Source organism: Streptomyces dryopteridis, from assembly GCF_049606955.1.
GTDB lineage: Bacteria > Actinomycetota > Actinomycetes > Streptomycetales > Streptomycetaceae > Streptomyces.
In genome coordinates this window covers 543,122-559,608 of the sequence record NZ_CP187114.1, presented here as the reverse complement: position 1 = coordinate 559,608, position 16,487 = coordinate 543,122, and the positions used below count along the sequence as shown (strand labels likewise).

The following is a 16,487-nucleotide window of genomic DNA, read 5'->3' as shown; positions in this document are numbered from 1 at the left end:
AAGGGGGGTTCGGTCCCGGAAGCGTGAATGCGCTGAATTCACCGATGAATGTGTCGGATCATATGACAAGAATGTGTTGTGGTGGCCCTTTCACGCTCGGGAGGCGAGGAGGAGGTCCTCGTAGCGGTGGTGTCGGCGGGTGTCGGTGCGGTGGTGCAGGAGTTCGGCCGCGCGGGCGTGGTCGCCGGTCTCGACGAGGGCGCGGGCGAGGGTGTCCTGCACGATCTCGCGTTCCACCCGGACCCCGCCGAGACGGTCGACCTCGTCGCCGAGGCCGATGAGGAGGTCCACCGCTTGGTGGGGCCGGCCGGCGGTGAGCTCGGCGAGGGCCTGCACGGTGGGGGCCAGGACCTCCCGGAACGCGGCCCGTTCGTCCGAACGGGCCCGGTGGGCGAGCCGGAGCAGATCCTCGGTCGCGGCCTCCACCGCGAGGGCCAGGGCCAGGTTGAAGGTGTGGAAGACCTCGGCCGTCCCGCCCGGTTCGGCGAGCAGCCGCCGGACCTGCTCCGGATCGCTGCGGCCGGCCGGTTCCTGACCGGCCAGGAGCAGCCGCCAGTTCGTCGCGGCCCGCATCCCGACGTCCACCGCCGGCAGGGCCTCGTCGGCCCGCCGCCGCGCGTCCGCGAACTCACCGCAGGCGATGGACTGCAAGGCCGCGTGCCAGCGCAGATGCCGCGACGGCAGTGCCTCCGGATCCGCCGCCAGCCACGCGTCCACGAGGCCGACGGCCACGGGGCCGCCGCCCAGCTCGTGTTCGGCGTGCGCGAGCGCGTGCACGGCCACACCGGAGCGCGGAAACAGGCCCAGGGCGCGTTCGGCCAGCGCGTGCGCCTCGCGCACCCGGCCCTGCTCGGCCCGGAACGCCGCCAACCAGCCCGTCCACGCCCAACTCTCCGGCCCGGCCAGCGTCGCCTGCTCCTCCACCAGGGCCTCGCCCGCCACCCGGTACCCGGCGTCCCCGCACTCCGGGAACACCCCCAGCAGCAACCCGGCCACCTCGTCCGCCGGCCACCGCGCGAAATGCCCCACGAGATGATCGGCCGCCAACCGGTACTGACGGTGGGTGTACAGGAAGACCCCGTACACCAGGCTCGCCTCCCGCTCGCCGACACCCGACGCGTCCCGGTACGCGCGCGACAACTGCTCCTTGAGCACCACCTCCTCCCACCCGTCACCGGCCACCAGAGCCACCAGGGCCCGAGCGACACCACAGTCCGGCTCCGCGCCCACCCACCGCCGCAACAACGGCAGCGTCCGCCCGCTCAGGGACAACAGCGCCTCCACCGCCGACTCGCCCACCGAGGCTCCGGTGAGCGTCCCGCCGGCCGACGGGCTCACACGCTCGCCGGGATCAGCGCCGTGCACACGATGCCGCTGTTGCCGCAGTGGTTGCGCGGCAGGTCCAGGGGCAGGGCCACCCGGTTCCCGCTGCCCACCCCGCTGCCGGCCACCGTCGAGCCCACCGCCCGCGCGTCGCCCTGGTTGGCGCAGGTGTTGCCGAAGACCGCGTTCCCGATGCCGATCACGTTCGCCTGCGCCGCCCCGGCGGGCAGCAGGGCCGCCCCGGCGACCGCGCCCACCACCGCCGCCCGCATGCCGGCACGCACCGCGCCGCCGTCGATGCCCCGGGTCGATGTGTCCATGGTGTTCTCCTCGTGGGTCCCGCGGGCCCTGTCGCCCGCACCCCGGCAACGAGCCGACCCGGAAAGTGACACGTGTCCACGGCCGGTCGGGTGGTGGGACCGGGTCGGAGAACGAAACCCGGGACCGGGGCTCGACCTGCCCGAACGCGCTCCGACCCGGGGCGGACGGGCCGACGCGGGGCCGGCGAGGACTTCGTGTCCGGACCGGGGGTCACGCAGCGCTCTCACGACCCCCTCCGCGCGGCCGGCCGGGCGCGGGGTTTCGGGGCAGGGCGCACGAGATCCCGCCGGTGCGCGGACGCCGTGCGCCGTCGCGCGCCGGCGGGGATCCGCGATCCACCCAACGGGGTTGCCTTTTAAGGTGATTTGCCAATTTTTGGTGTCTTGGGGTCTGGCGATCCGCAGGAGCCGCGTAGGTATGCGGCATGGACGATCCCTTCGCTCTCGACCCCGTCTTCCCCTCGGCCTTCGGCGCCCGGCCGGGCGCGGGCCCGCTCCCCGTCGACCGCGCGCCCGGCGCCGACCCGGACCTACCCGGTCGCGCTCCGGGAGCGGCGGCCCCCTCCGGTGAACTCGGTGACACGAGTCAGGAGTCGGACGGCCTCGGGCTGTCGCGGGAACCGGGCGAGCCGCTCGGCGAGCTGCCCCAGCGCGGTGTCGATGTGGACGGAGTGGAGGTGGGGGCAGTCGTCGAGGAAGAGGTGCCCGTGGGCCGTGCCCGCCTCCACGTGGCCCTGCCCCAGAAGGGTCTGCGCCAGCCGGGCCCGGGTGAGCGCGTGGGTCCTGCGCTGGGCGGGGGTCCGGTGCCGGACGGAGGACTCCAGGGCGGCCAGGGCCCGGGGTGTGTCGCCGAGGGCAAGCAGGGTCTGGGCCCGCTGGTAGTCCAGACCGGCGCGGGGGTAGGCGCGGAACGGGCCGTCGGCGTCGCCGGCCCGCTCGTGCAGCCGTTCCGCGGCGGCGAGGTCGGCAAGGGCCCGGCGACGGTCGCCGGTGACCGCGAGGGTGTGGGCGTGTTGGACGAGCAGGAACGATTGTGTCGCGGGGTCCGCGTGCGCGGGCAGCACGCGGACGGCCCCGGCGGCGAGGTCACGGGCGTGCCGGGGATGCCCCAGGCGGAGGGCCTGGGCGCTCATGGCCCGCAGGGTGATCGCGTACAGGCGGGGCGAGTCCGCCTGCCGCGCGAGGTCGAGGGCGGTGCGGAAGTAGCCCTGACCGAGCCCGGGCCGGCCTGATTCGTCGTTCATGCCGGCCAGCAGGTGCGTGAGTTGGGCGGCGCCCGCGAGCAGATCGGCGCGCAGGGGCCGGGCGGTGGGCGCGTTGAGGAGACGACCGACCTGGTCGTCGAGGTAGGCGGCGAGCATGGCCCGCACGTGCGCGCCGCCGTGCCGTGCGGAGAGCGCGGCGAAGGTCTGCGTCATCTCCTCCAGGGCCGACACGTCGCAGGCCCCCACGGCGGGCGCGCCGGGCCGTCGGGGGCGCGGCAGCGGGGCCGGAGGAGTCGCGGCGGCCTCCCCGGCGGGGAACGGCAGTGCCGGCGTGAGGGCGGTGGAGGTGAGCGTGAACGCGGTCCTGGCGAGGAAGGCGCGGCGTTCGGGGTCGGTTTCGGTGCGGCACAGGTTCAGCAGACGGCGCACGGGGTCGTCCTCCGTCAGGATGGATTCCGGCAGGGGCGGTGCCTGCGGTGACCTCGTCAGTCCGGTGTCCCGGACCGTGACCAGACGGCCGATGCGTTCACTGAGCGCGGCCGCCACCAGTTCGGGCACGGGGTGGCGGGGCAGGGTCCCGGTGAGCCAATGGGCCACCGCGGTGCGGTCGTACCGTAGCGCCAGTCCCTGGGCCGCGCCCAGCCCCCGGACGGCTTTCGCCAGATCGGCCGCGTTCCAGTGCGACTCCGTCAGCAGGGCGCCGAGGCGCCGATTGCGAGGTGGCGTGGGCAACGTGGTGTCTCCTTCACGGTGCGGCTGTCGTCCTCGACCGAAGGCGCCACGACGACATGCGTCGTGGACCCTTCGGGCCTGATGCGGCGGACGGACGCACTGCGCGCGCAGCGGACGCGATTCACTCCGGAACGCGCCCATCCGTGATGCCCCGACAACTCCCGCCCGTCACCGCGATGGCGGACGGGACCGGTCGGGGGTGACCACACCAGAGTGCCCGACGGGACGCGGGACACGCCCGCGCCGCACGGAATTCGGCCACCCCCCTCAGGCGCCGGCCGGGACCTCGGGAAGACGGGGCAGGGGCCTGTGCCACAGCCACGGGCGCAGGGTCTCGCCCGCGCGGGGCGTGCCCGTCGTGGTGTCCACGTGGGCGAGGAAGGCCGCCGTGTCGGCGGTGCCGCCGCGCCGGGCCGCGTGCCAGGAACGCAGCAGACCGAAGAACCCCGGGTCGCCGACGGTCAGGCGCAGGGCGTGCAGGGCGCAGGCGCCCCGCGTGTACACGCGGTCGTCGAAGACGGCGCGCGGGCCGGGGTCGGCGAGCAGCAGGTCCTGCCGTTCGCCGGCCAGCCGGCGGTGCGCGCGCCGGGCCAGCGCGTCGGCGCTGTCCTCGCCGACGTGTTCCGACCACAGCCACTCGGCGTAGGTGGCGAAACCCTCGTTGAGCCAGATGTCCCGCCAGTCGCGGACCCCGACGCTGTTCCCGAACCACTGGTGGGCCAGCTCGTGGGCGACGAGGGACTCCCAGCCCCGTTCCCCGTCGATGTGGTTGCGCCCGAACACCGACAGGGTCTGGTTCTCCACCGGCGCCCCGAGGTCCGCGTCGACGACCACGGCCCCGTAGCCCTCGAAGGGATACGGGCCGAACCTCGCGGTGAACGCCGCCATCATGTCGGGCTGCCGCGCCAGGTCGTGCCGGGCGTCCTCGGCCAGGTGCCTCGGGTAGGCGTTGCGCAGCGCGCCCTGCTCCTCCACGAGGAACCGGCCGGTGTACACGGCGGCCAGGTAGGAGGCCATCGGCCCGGGATGCTCCCAGGTCCAGCGCCACCGGCCGTCGGCGGTCACCGTTCGCCCGGTCGGCGTCCCGTTGGCCAGGGCCTGCCGGCCCGCGGGCACGGTGATCGCGAACCGGTAGGCGGCCTTGTCGTCCGGCCGGTCGTTGCACGGGAACCAGGAGGGCGCGCCCAGGGGTTGGGAGGCCACGAGGGTCCCGCCGTCCCGGTCGCCCGTGCGGTCCCAGCCGATCGGCCCGAAGGGGCCGGGCAGGGGCGCGGGCCGGCCCGCGTAGCGGATCTCGACCTCGAAGGGCCGGTCCGCCGCGAGCGGCCGGGGTGCGGACAGGGTCAGGCGGTGGCCGTCCCGGCGGACGGGCACGGGTTCGGCGTCGAGCAGCACGGAGCCGACCGTCAGCCGGTTCGACAGGTCCAGCGTGAGCTCCCGGCCCCGGGTCAGCGTCACGCCGCGGATCCGGGCCAGGCCCTCCAGCCGGGCGCGCGTCGGCTCGTAGCCGAGCCGCAGGTCGTAGGCGAGGGTGCGGTGGCCCTCGGAGCCGTGGTCGGGGAAGTAGCGGCCCGCGCCGGGCTCCGGCCCGCCGCCCCCCGCCCCGGCCTCCCGCCCGCGCGTCTGCCGCCGGTCGCCGCGCAGGGCGGCGAGGGCGCCGGCGACGAGGGGGGCCGAGCCCAGGGCCGCCAACAGGCCCCGCCGGCCGCACCGGTGCGCCCCGGAACCCGACGGGCCCGGCGCGCCGTCCACGGTCCTCACGCGCCGCCCACCCCCGCGTGCGCCCGCACGTCCGACCCGCGCACGCCGGTCCCGCGGACCCCGGCCTCTCGCCCGCCGGTCTCGGGCGCGCCCGTCTCGCGTACCGCCGCCACCGGGTTGCCCGCCCAGGCCGTCCCGGCCGGCACGGTCTCGCCCCGCATCACCAGCGAGGCCGCCCCCACCGAGGTCCGGGCGCCGACGGCACTGCCCGGCAGGACGATCCCGTGCGGGCCCAGCGACGCCCCCGCCTCCAGCCGCACCGTGTCCAGCCGCATGATCCGGTCGTGGAACAGGTGGGTCTGGAGCACACAGCCCCGGTTCACGGTGACCCCGTCCCCGAGCGTGATCAGGTCGGTCTCCGGCAGCCAGTGCGTATCGCACCACACCCCGCGCCCCACACGGGCCCCGAGGGTCCGCAACCACCAGTTCAGCACCGGGGTGCCGGTGAACGGACCCACCAGCCAGGGCACGGCCAGGGACTCGACGAAGGTGTCGTACAGCTCGTTGCGCCACACGAACCCGCTCCACAGCGGATGTTCACCGGCCCGGAACCGCCCCACCAGCAGCCATTTCGCGGCCGTCGTGACCAGCGCGGCCAGCAGCCCCGCCACCAGCAGCAACGGGACGGCGACCAGCGCCGCCGACCAGGGCCCGCCCGCCGCCAACGCGTCCTGCTCGCCGAGGAACACCCCCTCGGCCAACCACAGCCCGCACACCAGCGGCACCACCCGGCACGACTCCACCAGGGCGCGGGCCAGGACCAGCCGACGGGCCGGCGCGAAGGTCCGTCCGGGATCGGCCGCGGTCGGCGTGCGGGGCAGCGCCAGCGCCGGCCGGCCCAGCCAGGAACTCCCGGGCGCCGCGTCCCGCGGGGCGTCCGAGAGCACCCCGATCAACGCGCCGTCGGGCACCTCCCGCCCCGGCCCCACGATCCCCGAATTCCCCACGAACGCCCGCCGCCCCACCCGCACGCGCCCCAGCCGCATCCGACCGGCCCGCAACTCGTACGGGGCGACGAGGGTGTCGTCGGCGAGGAAGGCCCCGTCGTCCACCGACAACAACGAGGGCAACGGCAGCACCGTGGAGATCTCGGCGCGCCGACCCACCCGCGCCCCCAACAACCGCAGCCACATCGGGGTGGCGAGACTGGCGTACAACGGGAACAGGCTGCCGCGCGCCTCGTCCAGCAGCCGGTGCACCACCCACACCCGCCAGGCCACGCCCCCGTCCGCCGGATGCTCCCCGGGCACGATCGCCCGCCCCAGGCACCGGACCACGGCCGCCACCAGCAGGATCCGGCACAGGGTCGCCACGACCACCGACAGCGGGGCGGCGACCAACAGCCGCGGGGCCACCTCACCGAGCGTGGCACACCCCCTGACCAGCCAGTACGTGCCCAGCAGCACCGGCACGGAGGCCAGGACCGGCAGCAGCGGCAGGCCGAGCAGCGACAGCGCGTACGCGACCCGCCAACGACGCGCGCCCCGCCCCGCGCCGACCGGGGCGGACGGCGCGGGCCGCGCCTCGGCCGCCGGCCGGGGGCGGGCCGGGGACCCGTGCCAGGACCCGCCGGCCGGCACCGCCCCGGACAGGCAGCCGCCGGGCGCGAGTTCGGCGCCCTCGCCGAGTTCCGCCCCCGGCAACAGCGTGGCCCGGTGCCCGACCCGGGCTCGCGCCCCGACCCGCACCGGCCCCACCACCAGCCGGTCCCCGTCCAGCCACCAACCGGACACGTCCGCCTCCGGCTCCACGGCGCAACCCGCCCCGAACGAGCCGAGCCCCGTCACCGGCGGCATCGCGTGCAACGCCGCCCCCGGCCCGACCTCGCACCCCAACGCCCGCGCGTACCGGCCGGCCCACGGGGTGCCCAGCAGCGCCGGCACGCCGAACAGGGCCACGACCCGCTCGGCCGTCCACAACCGCAGGTGTGCGCGCCCACCGCGCGGATGCGTCCCCGCCCGCACCCCCCGGGTCAACGCCCGCGCCGCGCCGGCGCCCAGCACGAACCGCGAGGGCGCGCTGAACAACACCGCCCACCCGATCAGCACGAACCACCACGGGCTGTGCGGGGTCCAGGCGTGCGGGGCCAACAGCCCCAGCACGTTGTCGGTGGCGGCCACCGCCACCGCGCCCCGCAGACCCGTGACCCCGAACAGGGCCGTCTGCACGAGCACCTGCACCAGCCCCGTCCGGCGCGGCACCGGCCGTACCGCCGGGCGGGCCGGCGCGGCGGGCGCGCCGGGCGCGGCGAGGGAGTCGGCGTGGGCCGCCATCTCGCGCAGCACGGGCCGCCGGTACAGGTCCGCGACCGACAGCCCGGGGTGGTCGACGCGCAGGGCCGAGGCGAGGCGGGCGGCGGCGAGGCTGGTGCCGCCGAGGGCGAAGAACTCGTCCTCGGGCCCGGGCCGGGTGCCCAGCAGCTCCTGCCAGAGCCCCGCCAGCCGGGCCTCGGTCGCCGTCAGCTCCACCCCGGCCCCCGGCCGGTCCGCGGGCAGGGGCCAGGGCAGGGCGGCCCGGTCCACCTTCCCCGAGACCTTGGTGGGCAGGGCCTCGATCGCGGCGAGCACCGGCACCAGCGCGGCCGGCAGCCGCCCGGCCAGATCGGCCCGGGCCCGCCGCGCGTCCCAGTCGGGCCCCGGCACCACGTACCCGACGAGGACCTTCCCGCCCGCCGGGGTGTCCCGCACGGCCGACACCGCCCCGCGCACCCCCGCGAGCGCCGTCAACGCGGCGTCGATCTCCCCCAACTCGACCCGCCGGCCCCCGAGTTTGACCTGGTCGTCGACCCGGCCCGCGAACACCAGCCCCTCCGGGTCGGCGCGCACCAGGTCACCCGTGCGGTACGCGCGCTCCGCCCCCAGGGCCGGGCAGGCCCGGTAGCGATCCCGGTCCTTGACGGGGTCGAGGTACCGGGCCACCCCCGCCCCCGCGACCACCAGCTCGCCCACCCCGCCGAAGTCCACCGGCTCCCCCGACTCGTCCACCACCGCCAGGTCCCAGCCCGCCAGCGGCAACCCGATGCGCACCGGCTCCCCGGGGGCCAGCCGGGCCGCGCAGGCCACGACGGTGGTCTCGGTCGGCCCGTAGGTGTTCCACAGCTCGCGCCCGTCCCCGGCGAAGCGGTCGGCCAGCTCGGCCGGGCACGCCTCACCGCCCACGATCAACAGGCGCACGCCGTCCAGGCACTCGGCCGGCCACAGGGCCGCCAGGGTCGGCACGGTGGACACCGCCGTGATCCCCCGCTCCACCAGCCACGGCCCCAGCTCGTGCCCGGCCCGGACCAGGGACCTGGGCGCCGGCACCAGACAGGCCCCGCTGCGCCAGGCCAGCCACATCTCCTCGCAGGAGGCGTCGAAGGCCGGCGACAGCCCCGCCAGCACCCGGTCCCCGGGCCCCAGCGGCCGGGCGGGCAGGAACAGCCCCGCCTCCGCGTCCACGAACGCGGCGGCCGACCGGTGGGTGACGGCGACCCCCTTGGGCGCGCCCGTCGACCCCGAGGTGAAGATGATCCACGCGTCGTCCGCCGGCCCCACCGCCCGCACACCGCCGGCCACGTCGTCGATGGTGTCGGCGGCAGCGGCGTCGGGCCGCGCGCCGGCCGCGTCGGACAGGTCGGTGATCCGTCCGCCCGCGCCGACGACCAGCCGGACCCCGGCCTCGCGGAACACCGTCCGGGCCCGCTCCCGCGGATCGTCGAAGTCCACCGGCACGTACGCGGCCCCGGATCGCAGCACGCCCAGCACCGCGACGTACAACTCGACCGTTCCCGAGGGCACGCGCACCCCGATCCGGTCCCCGGGCGCCGCGCCGGCCCGCCGCAGGGCGAGCGCCAGCGCCCCGGCGGCCGCGCCGAGCTCCCGATAGTCGAGGGATCGCCCGCCCGCGTCCAGGGCGGGGGCGGTCGGGTACGCGGCGGCGGTCGCGTCGAAGACGTCGAGGAGGGTGCGCGGGGGACGGGCGGGTGCGCCGAGATACCGGGCACCGGTCCTGGTGGGGGTGGTACGGAGCGGATCGGATGACATCGGGTGGGCCTTCTCCTCGTGTGCCGCGGGACGCCGGTCCCGCTCCGTGGGGGAGCGGGACCGCACACCGGCACAGATACCGCCGGCCGGGCCCGGGTTCACCGCGCGGACGCCAAGGATCCGCGAATCGAACGCAGGCCGGCGATGCCCATGACCACGTCAAATGCCCCCGCCCCCATGGCCCGGGGCGCCCCCGTCCCCGCGTGTCGCGGGCCCGCCCCTCCCGGGCTCTTGATCAGGATTTTCCCGATCCCTGCCCTGCTGTTCGGTCCCCGTCTCACCCCACCGGCCCAGGGTCGGCGGGGCGGCGGGGACGGGCCTCAGCGGGCCAGCCGGCCCAGGAGGGCGGCGGAGGCCAGGATGCCGGCCAGCGCCGCGAGAGCCAGCACCCCGAAGTCCAGGGCCAGGTGCGCCGGCGTCCCGAGCAGCAGCCCCCGCAACGCGTCCACCTGGTACGTCAACGGGTTGACGTGACTCACCACGCGCAGCCAACCGGGCATGATCGCCACCGGGTAGAGGGCGTTGGAGGCGAAGAACAGCGGCATGGTGATGGCCTGACCGATGCCCATCAGCCGGTCCCGGGTGAGGACCAGACCCGCGATGGTGATCGACAGGCAGGAGAAGAACGCCGCCCCCAACACCACCGCAGCGGCCACCCCGAGCAGCCGCAACGGGTTCCACGTCATCCCCACCCCCAGCACCGCCGCGATGACCACCACCACCGCCGCCTGCACCAGGGCCTTCACCCCGGCCGCGAACGCCTTCCCGCCGACCAGCGCGGCCCGGGGGGTGGGGGTGACCAGCAGTTTGGTCAGGATGCCCGCGTCCCGCTCCCAGATGATCTGGATGCCGTAGAAGATCGCGATGAACATCGCGGACTGCGCGATGATCCCCGGCGCCAGGAAGTCCAGGTACGGGACGTCGCCGGTGGGGATGGCCCGCACCCGGGTGAAGGTCTCCCCGAACACCAGCAGCCACAGCGCCGGTTGCACCGCCCGCGTGTACAGCTCGGACCGGTCGTGCCGCAGCTTCTGGAGCTCGACCAGGCACAGCGCGAGGGTCCGCGCCGGCAGGACCCGCCACCCCGTGCGGGGCGCGGGCGGCACGAGCAGCAGGTTCGGCGCGGCGCCGGCGAGGGGGTCAGCCGAGTCGGCCGGCAGTGCGCCGGGTGCTCCTGATGTCACGGAAATCGCCTTCCTCCGCCTCGAATCCCGAGCCGGCCACCTCGCGGAACACGTCCTCCAGGGTCGGCAGGGGTTCCTCGCGGCCGGTGCGGGCCCGTCGGTGTTCGCGCAGCGCGGCCCGCAACTCGGCCGGGGTGCCCAGGGCGTGGACCCGCCCCGCGTGCATCAGACCGACCCGGTCGCAGTACCGTTCCGCCTCCTCCATGGAGTGCGTGGTCACCAGCACGGTCATGCCGGTGGCCCGTCGCACCGCCTCGATCTGTTCCCAGACCCCGGCCCGCGCGATGGGGTCCAGGCCGATGGTCGGTTCGTCCAGCATCAACAGGCGCGGGGCGCTGACCAGGGCCTGGGCCAGTTCCAGCCGGCGGATCATGCCCCCGGAGTAGGTGCCGGCCATCCGGTCGGCCGCCGCCGTCAGATTCACGGCGGCCAGCGCCTGCGCCACCCGCGCGGCCCGTTCCCGGCGCGGCACGTCGAAGACGCGGGCGAACAGCGAGACGTTCTCGCGCCCGGTCAACGAGGCGTCGGCGGACAACTGCTGCGGCACGTAGCCCAGCAACCGGCGCACCGCCATGCGCTCCCCGCGCGCGTCGTGCCCGAAGACCGCCACCGTGCCCGCCGGCACCGGCAGCAGGGTCGCGACACAGCGGATCGTGGTGGTCTTCCCGGCGCCGTTGGGCCCGAGCAGCCCGAAGACCTCACCGGCCCGCACGCACAGATCGAGGGAGCGGACGGCCCGGGTGTCGCCGAAGGACTTCTCCAGCCCCCGCACGCGGACGGCCGCGGGACTCGCGGGGGCGCCGGCCGGTCCGGGGCCGCCGGCGGTGGTGGTGACGGTGTCGTTCACGATCCCTCCACGTCCTCGCGCAGATTGCGGGCGAGCTTGCGCAGCACGGGCAGGGCCTCGGCGAGCGCCGCCCGTTCCTCGGGCGTCAGCCGGGCCGTCTGCTCGCGCATCAGCGTGGACCGTCGCCGTTCCCAGTCGGCCGGCCGCGCACTCGCCGCCGGGGTGGGCATCAGCCGCACGGAGCGGCGGTCGGCGGGATCGGTCTCGCGCACCAGGTACCCGGCCCGACTCAACTGCTGGACCAGGGTGGACACCGAATTGCCCGCGAGCAACAGCTCCCGGGCCGCCTCCGCGACCCGGATGCCCGGTCGGGCGGCGACCAACCGCAGCAGTTCGACCTGAGCGCCCCGCAGCGGCGGGTCCGCGCCGCCGTGCCGCAACCGCCGCCGGATCACGCGTTGGACCGTTGCCAGCGCGTCGGCGAGCGCGTCGGCGAGCGCGTCGGAGAACTCGACGGAAGCCACGCCTTCACTTTAGCTCTGCTACAGAGGAAAAGACCCGGCCGCGCCGGCCCCGAACCGGCGCGGACGGGTCACGGGGGCGGATCGGTTGCCCATGGAAGGGCAGGGTCCGCTTTGACCTCTCGCATGCCCGCCTGTGACGGCCCGGGGACATTGAAGGGCCCGGGCGGCGGGGAAACCTCGGAGTGTCGCGGTTCCGCTTGAACCGCACGCGGCCCGGACCTCCCGGGCCGCCCTGCCGAAAGCCGAGGTCATCCGTCATGCCCGTGCCGTCCCGCTGCTCCCGCCCCCGTTCCCGTTCGCTCGCGGCCGGGCTCGCCGGCGCCGGCGTCCTCGCCCTCCTCGTCACGATCCCCGCCGGTGCCTCGACGGCCCCGAAGGCCGACGCCGGACAGGCCCGCGCGGCCGCCGCCCCGTCCACGACCGTGTCGGGCGGCTCCCAGGACGCGTTCACCCGCATCGCCGTCTTCTACGGCGCCTACGTCATCGCCGAGACCGACGGCACCCAGGGCGGCGCGGGGGTGAACCGCGACGACCTGCGCGCGAGCTACCTCACCCCGGCCCTGCGCAACTCCCTCGCGACGTGGGAGAACGCCAACCACGCCGACGGGGTGCTGCGGGCCCAGAACGTCCCGCTGTCCTGGAAGGTCACCGCCGCCGGCACCACCGCCGGCAAGGTCAACGCCACCGTCACCCTGATCTGGAACACCTCGGGCAGCAGCACCTCGCAGCTCAAGGTCCAGGCCGACGCCACCTCCCACCGGATCACCTCCATCGCCCCGGCCACCGGCTGAGGCCCCCGGGCCGCAGGCGCCGGCCCATCGTGCGAGGACCGCCTTGTCACGGGTGCGTCCCGTTCCCCGCCACCCCGAACGCGAGGGCGGGGAAGGGGAGATGGACGGGGGGCGGGCGGCTCGTCCCGGCCACGGCCCCGCCCGGCTCCCGCCTTCGCGCAACGGGCGTGTGGTGAGCGCCGGTTGAAGCGCCGGCGCCCTCTCGGCCCGACGCGGCCGGCGGCGGGCGGTGGCGGGCGGTGGCGGGTGGTGGTGGGCGGGGTCAAGCCCGGTACGTACGTCCGGGCCCGCCTCAGCGGGCCGGACGTTCGCCCTGCGCGGTCTCCACCCCGTCGTGCAACCAGAGCCCCCCGACGGCCGCCGACGCGCCCGACAGCGCGCACACCAGCGCCATCGCCACCAGCGCCCCGCACAGCCGCCGGCGCGGAGCGCGGGAGAGCAGGGCCTTCACGCGGGCCGGCACCGGCCCCGTCGTCCCGCCGGCGGCGACCGTCGGACCCGGCGGGCCGGGACGGTGCGCGTGCGCGGCCAGCGCGGCGTGCCCCACCGCCCGCGCGAGCAGCCCCCGGTCCCCGCAGGCCCGGGCGGCCCGCTCGTCGGCGGCGCGCTCGGCGGCGAAGGACACCGTGGAGACGGTCGCGGCCAGCGCCGGATGGCACCGGCCCGCCAGCGCCGCGACCCCGAGGAACAGGTGGTGGCGGGCGGCGAGGTGGGCGCGCTCGTGCGCCAGCAGCCCCTCGCGTTCCCGGGCGTCCAGCGACCGCAGCATCCCGGAGGTCACCACGATCCGGTGCGCGCCCCGCGAGAGGCCGGGCAGGGCGAAGGCATCGGGCCGGTCGTCGTCCACCACGCACAGGTCCCCGCCCCGGGGCAGGCCCGACACGCGCCGGTGGGCCGCCCGCAGGCGCAGCGCCTCCGAGGCCAGCGCGCGCACCGCCGCCACGGCGCTCACGACCAGCGCTCCGGCGGCGAACGCCGAGGCCGCGGACACCAGGGCCGGCGGCCCGGCCCGCAGCGGCCGGAGCAGGTGCGCGAGGTCCGCGAGCAGCGGCACGTCGAGCGCGAGGGGCAGCACGAGCGCCCCGAGGCACCCGATCGTGCCCACCGCGAGCACGGCCGCCGCCCCGGTGACCGCCCACAGGGCCACGTCCGGCCGCACCCGCTCGGCGGTCCCGCGGGCCGTGTACGGCAGTGCCCAGGGCAGCAGGAGCGGCAGCAGCAGGAGGACGATCACGTCGCGTCGCCGTCCAGGAGCCGGCGCAGCTCGGCCTCGTCGTCGGAGCTGAGTCCTTCGACGAACCGGGCCAGGACCACGGACCGGTCCTCCCCGACCTGATCGAGCTCCCGGTGCATGCGGCGGGCGGTCAGCCCGTGCTCGTCCTGGATCGCGAAGTACACGAACCCGCGACCGCCGGGGCGCCGCCCCACCATGCCCTTCTCGTGCAGCCGGGTCAGCAGGGTGGCCACCGTGGTCCGGGCCAGGTCCTGGGCGAGGGACTCCCGCACCCGGGCGGCCGACAACGGCGTCCCCGCCGCCCACAGCGCGGCCAGCACGGCGGCCTCCAACTCGCCCGCAGGCCGGCGTTCGGCGTCCGCGTCCGCCACGACAACCCCTCCACACGTCAGGCGCGGGACCCGCGCCGCGAAACCGACCGACTACCCCACTGTAGACGGCGAGGGCGTGGGGCCCGTCACGCGGCGGTCAGCAGCGGGCGCAGCGGGCCGCCGCGCAAGCGCTCGGCCCACGCGCCTTGCCGACCGCGCACGAGTCGCCCGGCGAGGAAGGCCACGGCGGCGCCGAGGAGGAGTCCGGCGAGGACGTCGTGGGGGTAGTGCGCGCCCACCCAGACCCGCGAGGCGCCCATCGCGAGCGCCGCGAGCACGGCCAGGGCGCCGAGCCGGCGGGAGACGAACAGCAGGGCCACGGCGGCCGCCGCCGCGATGGCGGCGTGGTTGCTGGGGAAGGACCAGTCGCCGGGCGCGGGGCACGCCTCCAGGGTGGGCAGGCGCAGGGTGCGGCAGGGCCGGTCCTCGCGGACGAGGCTTTTGAGCCCGAGGTCGACGGCGAAGGCGAGGACGGTGATCAGTGGGGCCGCGAGGGCGGCGAGGGCCGCGGCGCCGCCCGTGCGGCGGGCCCGCCACCAGCCGATCAGCATCAGGAGGCCGAACAACGCCAGTCCGTAGGCGGACCAGGCGGTGGCCAGGGTGCCGACCCAGCCGGGGGCCCGGTGGGCGAGGTCGGTCACGTCCGTGTAGGCGGGCCCGTCGAGCCGGGAACCGTCGAGGGTTGGTGTCATGCGCGAACCTTTCGGGCGGGCGGGGCGATCGCGTGCGACATCCCGCGACTGACTACAGTCGAGTAGACGGTCTACTGCACTGTAGACGATCCTGACCGCCCCCGACATCACCCCACGCCGTCCCCCCGCCCCCCCCCGCCGGACACGGCCGCAGCCCCCGGCCTGAGGGGCCGGGGGCTGCGGTGGGGAGGACGGTTCAGCTGGTGGCGGTGCCGGCGAGGGGGGTGAGCCAGGTGCCGGGGTGGGTCGCGCCGTCCTGGCGGACGAGGCCGATGGTGGGCCAGGGCCAGGCGACGGTGGTCGTCGTGGTGGTGTCGGGCGGGGTGATGGCGACCTTGACGGGCTTGAACTCGACCGCCCCGGAGCCCTGCTGCTCCTTGGCGTGCCAGGGCAGGAAGATCAGCTCCGCCATGGTGGCGACACCGGGCTTGAGGGTGATCCGCTCGGTCGTGGCCTTCTGCCGGGCGACGCTCCACCGGTCGCCGTTGCGGGCGATGAGGTCCAGACCCACGAACCCCCGGGTGACGCAGGTGCGCTTGCCGGTGTTGGTGAGCAGGAGGGACGCGGAGGTCTGGGTCGCGTCGGGGTCGGGGTCGGCGTCCGTGCCGTGCACGATCGAGGGCTTGACGTCCGCCGCCGTGCAGAACAGGACGGTGGCCGCGTTGGCCTGGGTCGCGGCGAAGCCGCTCAGGCCGAGGGTGAGCACGGCCGCGGTCGCGAACGCGACGGGCGCGCGCCCGACCCGCCCGAGCAGGGACCGCGAACGCGGCGCGGGGCCGGTGGGGTTGGTGGGGTTCGTGGTGGTGTCGGTCATGGTGTGTCCCCCGATGGAGTGAACGTGATGGTGGTGGTGACCGGTGGTCAGGCGCCGGGCTGGACCGGGCCGATGCGGGTGCCGTCGGCGACGCGGAAGGTCCCGGTCACGCCGGAGGCGCCCGGGATCGTACCGCCGCCGGGGGTGGTGAGGGTGAACTCGGCCGTGTCGGCGGCGCGGGTGGTGCCCAGGTTGGGGACCTGGATGTCGAAGTGGACGGGCCGGCCCGGACCGAAGGTCACCGCCTGGCCCTGGTCCCCGTACGATCCGGCCGCTGTGCCGACCGCCTTGCCCCGGTAGGCGAAGCGCGCGTCGGTCGGCGAGCCGGCCAGGGTGCAGGGCGCGTATCCGGCGGGGGCGGTGAGGGTGACGCGGAAGTGGATGTGGCCGGCGCTGGACTGGTCCTGGACGATCGTCGCCCGGTGGTTGGCCGGCCGACACGCCGACGGCGCCGACGCCCCGGCCGCCCCGCCCGTCGAGGCGGCCTGCGCGGTGCCGACGGCCCCCGCCGTCAACAACACGGAGGCGAACAACGCGGCGGCCGTCTTGCGGTTCACGAACATGATCAGACTCCTCGGATACGAACCCGCGGATACCCCCGACGGAGCCGCGGTACTCCCAGGATCCCCGACGACCCGACGGATCAATGTCCCCAACCCGTCACAGACGTTCACACACATCGCAAAAGCGGACTCGACCCTTCCATGGGCAACCCAACGGGCCCGTT

General features: G+C 76.0%; 14 protein-coding genes. 1 reads left to right on the top strand and 13 read right to left on the bottom strand.

From position 1 onward, the window contains the following. Positions 1-90: 90 nt before the first annotated feature. From ACN20G_RS28940 to ACN20G_RS28905, 8 genes are all read right to left on the bottom strand, one after another. A complete protein-coding gene (locus ACN20G_RS28940) occupies positions 91-1,299 on the bottom strand; it encodes a hypothetical protein (protein ID WP_424216174.1) in 1,209 nt (402 codons plus the stop codon). A 35-nt stretch (positions 1,300-1,334) separates the two neighbouring features. Further along, a complete protein-coding gene (locus ACN20G_RS28935) occupies positions 1,335-1,643 on the bottom strand; it encodes a chaplin family protein (RefSeq protein WP_424216173.1) in 309 nt (102 codons plus the stop codon). A 530-nt stretch (positions 1,644-2,173) separates the two neighbouring features. Beyond that, the gene (locus tag ACN20G_RS28930) at positions 2,174-3,580 is read right to left on the bottom strand and encodes a hypothetical protein (RefSeq protein WP_424216172.1); all 1,407 of its coding nucleotides are present in this window, start codon (positions 3,578-3,580) and stop codon (positions 2,174-2,176) included. A gap of 267 nt (positions 3,581-3,847) precedes the next feature. Beyond that, positions 3,848-5,341, bottom strand: coding sequence for a M1 family metallopeptidase (locus tag ACN20G_RS28925; RefSeq protein ID WP_424216171.1), 1,494 nt, complete (start codon positions 5,339-5,341; stop codon positions 3,848-3,850). Next, positions 5,338-9,363: a Pls/PosA family non-ribosomal peptide synthetase gene (locus ACN20G_RS28920; protein WP_424216170.1), complete on the bottom strand. Its 4,026-nt coding sequence runs from the start codon at positions 9,361-9,363 to the stop codon at positions 5,338-5,340. The genes ACN20G_RS28925 and ACN20G_RS28920 overlap by 4 nt, the downstream gene beginning before the upstream one ends. Before the next feature lie 320 nt (positions 9,364-9,683). After that, positions 9,684-10,547, bottom strand: coding sequence for an ABC transporter permease (locus tag ACN20G_RS28915; protein ID WP_424216169.1), 864 nt, complete (start codon positions 10,545-10,547; stop codon positions 9,684-9,686). Then, positions 10,504-11,394 (bottom strand): ABC transporter ATP-binding protein, encoded by an 891-nt coding sequence (locus tag ACN20G_RS28910; RefSeq protein WP_424216168.1) that lies wholly within the window; start codon positions 11,392-11,394, stop codon positions 10,504-10,506. Before ACN20G_RS28910 ends, ACN20G_RS28915 begins: the two co-directional genes overlap by 44 nt. Further along, on the bottom strand, positions 11,391-11,858 hold the full coding sequence (locus ACN20G_RS28905) for a MarR family winged helix-turn-helix transcriptional regulator (RefSeq protein ID WP_424216167.1): 468 nt from the start codon (positions 11,856-11,858) through the stop codon (positions 11,391-11,393). The genes ACN20G_RS28910 and ACN20G_RS28905 overlap by 4 nt, the downstream gene beginning before the upstream one ends. 257 nt (positions 11,859-12,115) lie before the next feature. Between ACN20G_RS28905 and ACN20G_RS28900 the strand changes: the two genes are divergently transcribed. Continuing rightward, positions 12,116-12,649 (top strand): hypothetical protein, encoded by a 534-nt coding sequence (locus tag ACN20G_RS28900; protein WP_424216166.1) that lies wholly within the window; start codon positions 12,116-12,118, stop codon positions 12,647-12,649. 292 nt (positions 12,650-12,941) lie between these two features. On the opposite strand, the gene ACN20G_RS28895 is transcribed toward ACN20G_RS28900, so the two are convergent. The 5 genes from ACN20G_RS28895 to ACN20G_RS28875 form a co-directional block, all read right to left on the bottom strand. Further along, on the bottom strand, positions 12,942-13,883 hold the full coding sequence (locus tag ACN20G_RS28895; protein WP_424216165.1) for a M48 family metalloprotease: 942 nt from the start codon (positions 13,881-13,883) through the stop codon (positions 12,942-12,944). After that, positions 13,880-14,254, bottom strand: coding sequence for a BlaI/MecI/CopY family transcriptional regulator (locus ACN20G_RS28890; RefSeq protein WP_424216164.1), 375 nt, complete (start codon positions 14,252-14,254; stop codon positions 13,880-13,882). The genes ACN20G_RS28895 and ACN20G_RS28890 overlap by 4 nt, the downstream gene beginning before the upstream one ends. Positions 14,255-14,340: 86 nt before the next feature. Then, entirely contained in the window at positions 14,341-14,946 is a 606-nt protein-coding gene (locus tag ACN20G_RS28885) for a phosphatase PAP2 family protein (RefSeq protein WP_424216163.1), read from the bottom strand. A 196-nt stretch (positions 14,947-15,142) separates the two neighbouring features. Beyond that, entirely contained in the window at positions 15,143-15,760 is a 618-nt protein-coding gene (locus ACN20G_RS28880; protein ID WP_424216162.1) for a DUF4232 domain-containing protein, read from the bottom strand. Between the two features lie 47 nt (positions 15,761-15,807). Beyond that, the gene (locus tag ACN20G_RS28875; RefSeq protein WP_424216161.1) at positions 15,808-16,323 is read right to left on the bottom strand and encodes a DUF4232 domain-containing protein; all 516 of its coding nucleotides are present in this window, start codon (positions 16,321-16,323) and stop codon (positions 15,808-15,810) included. Positions 16,324-16,487 lie beyond the last annotated feature (164 nt).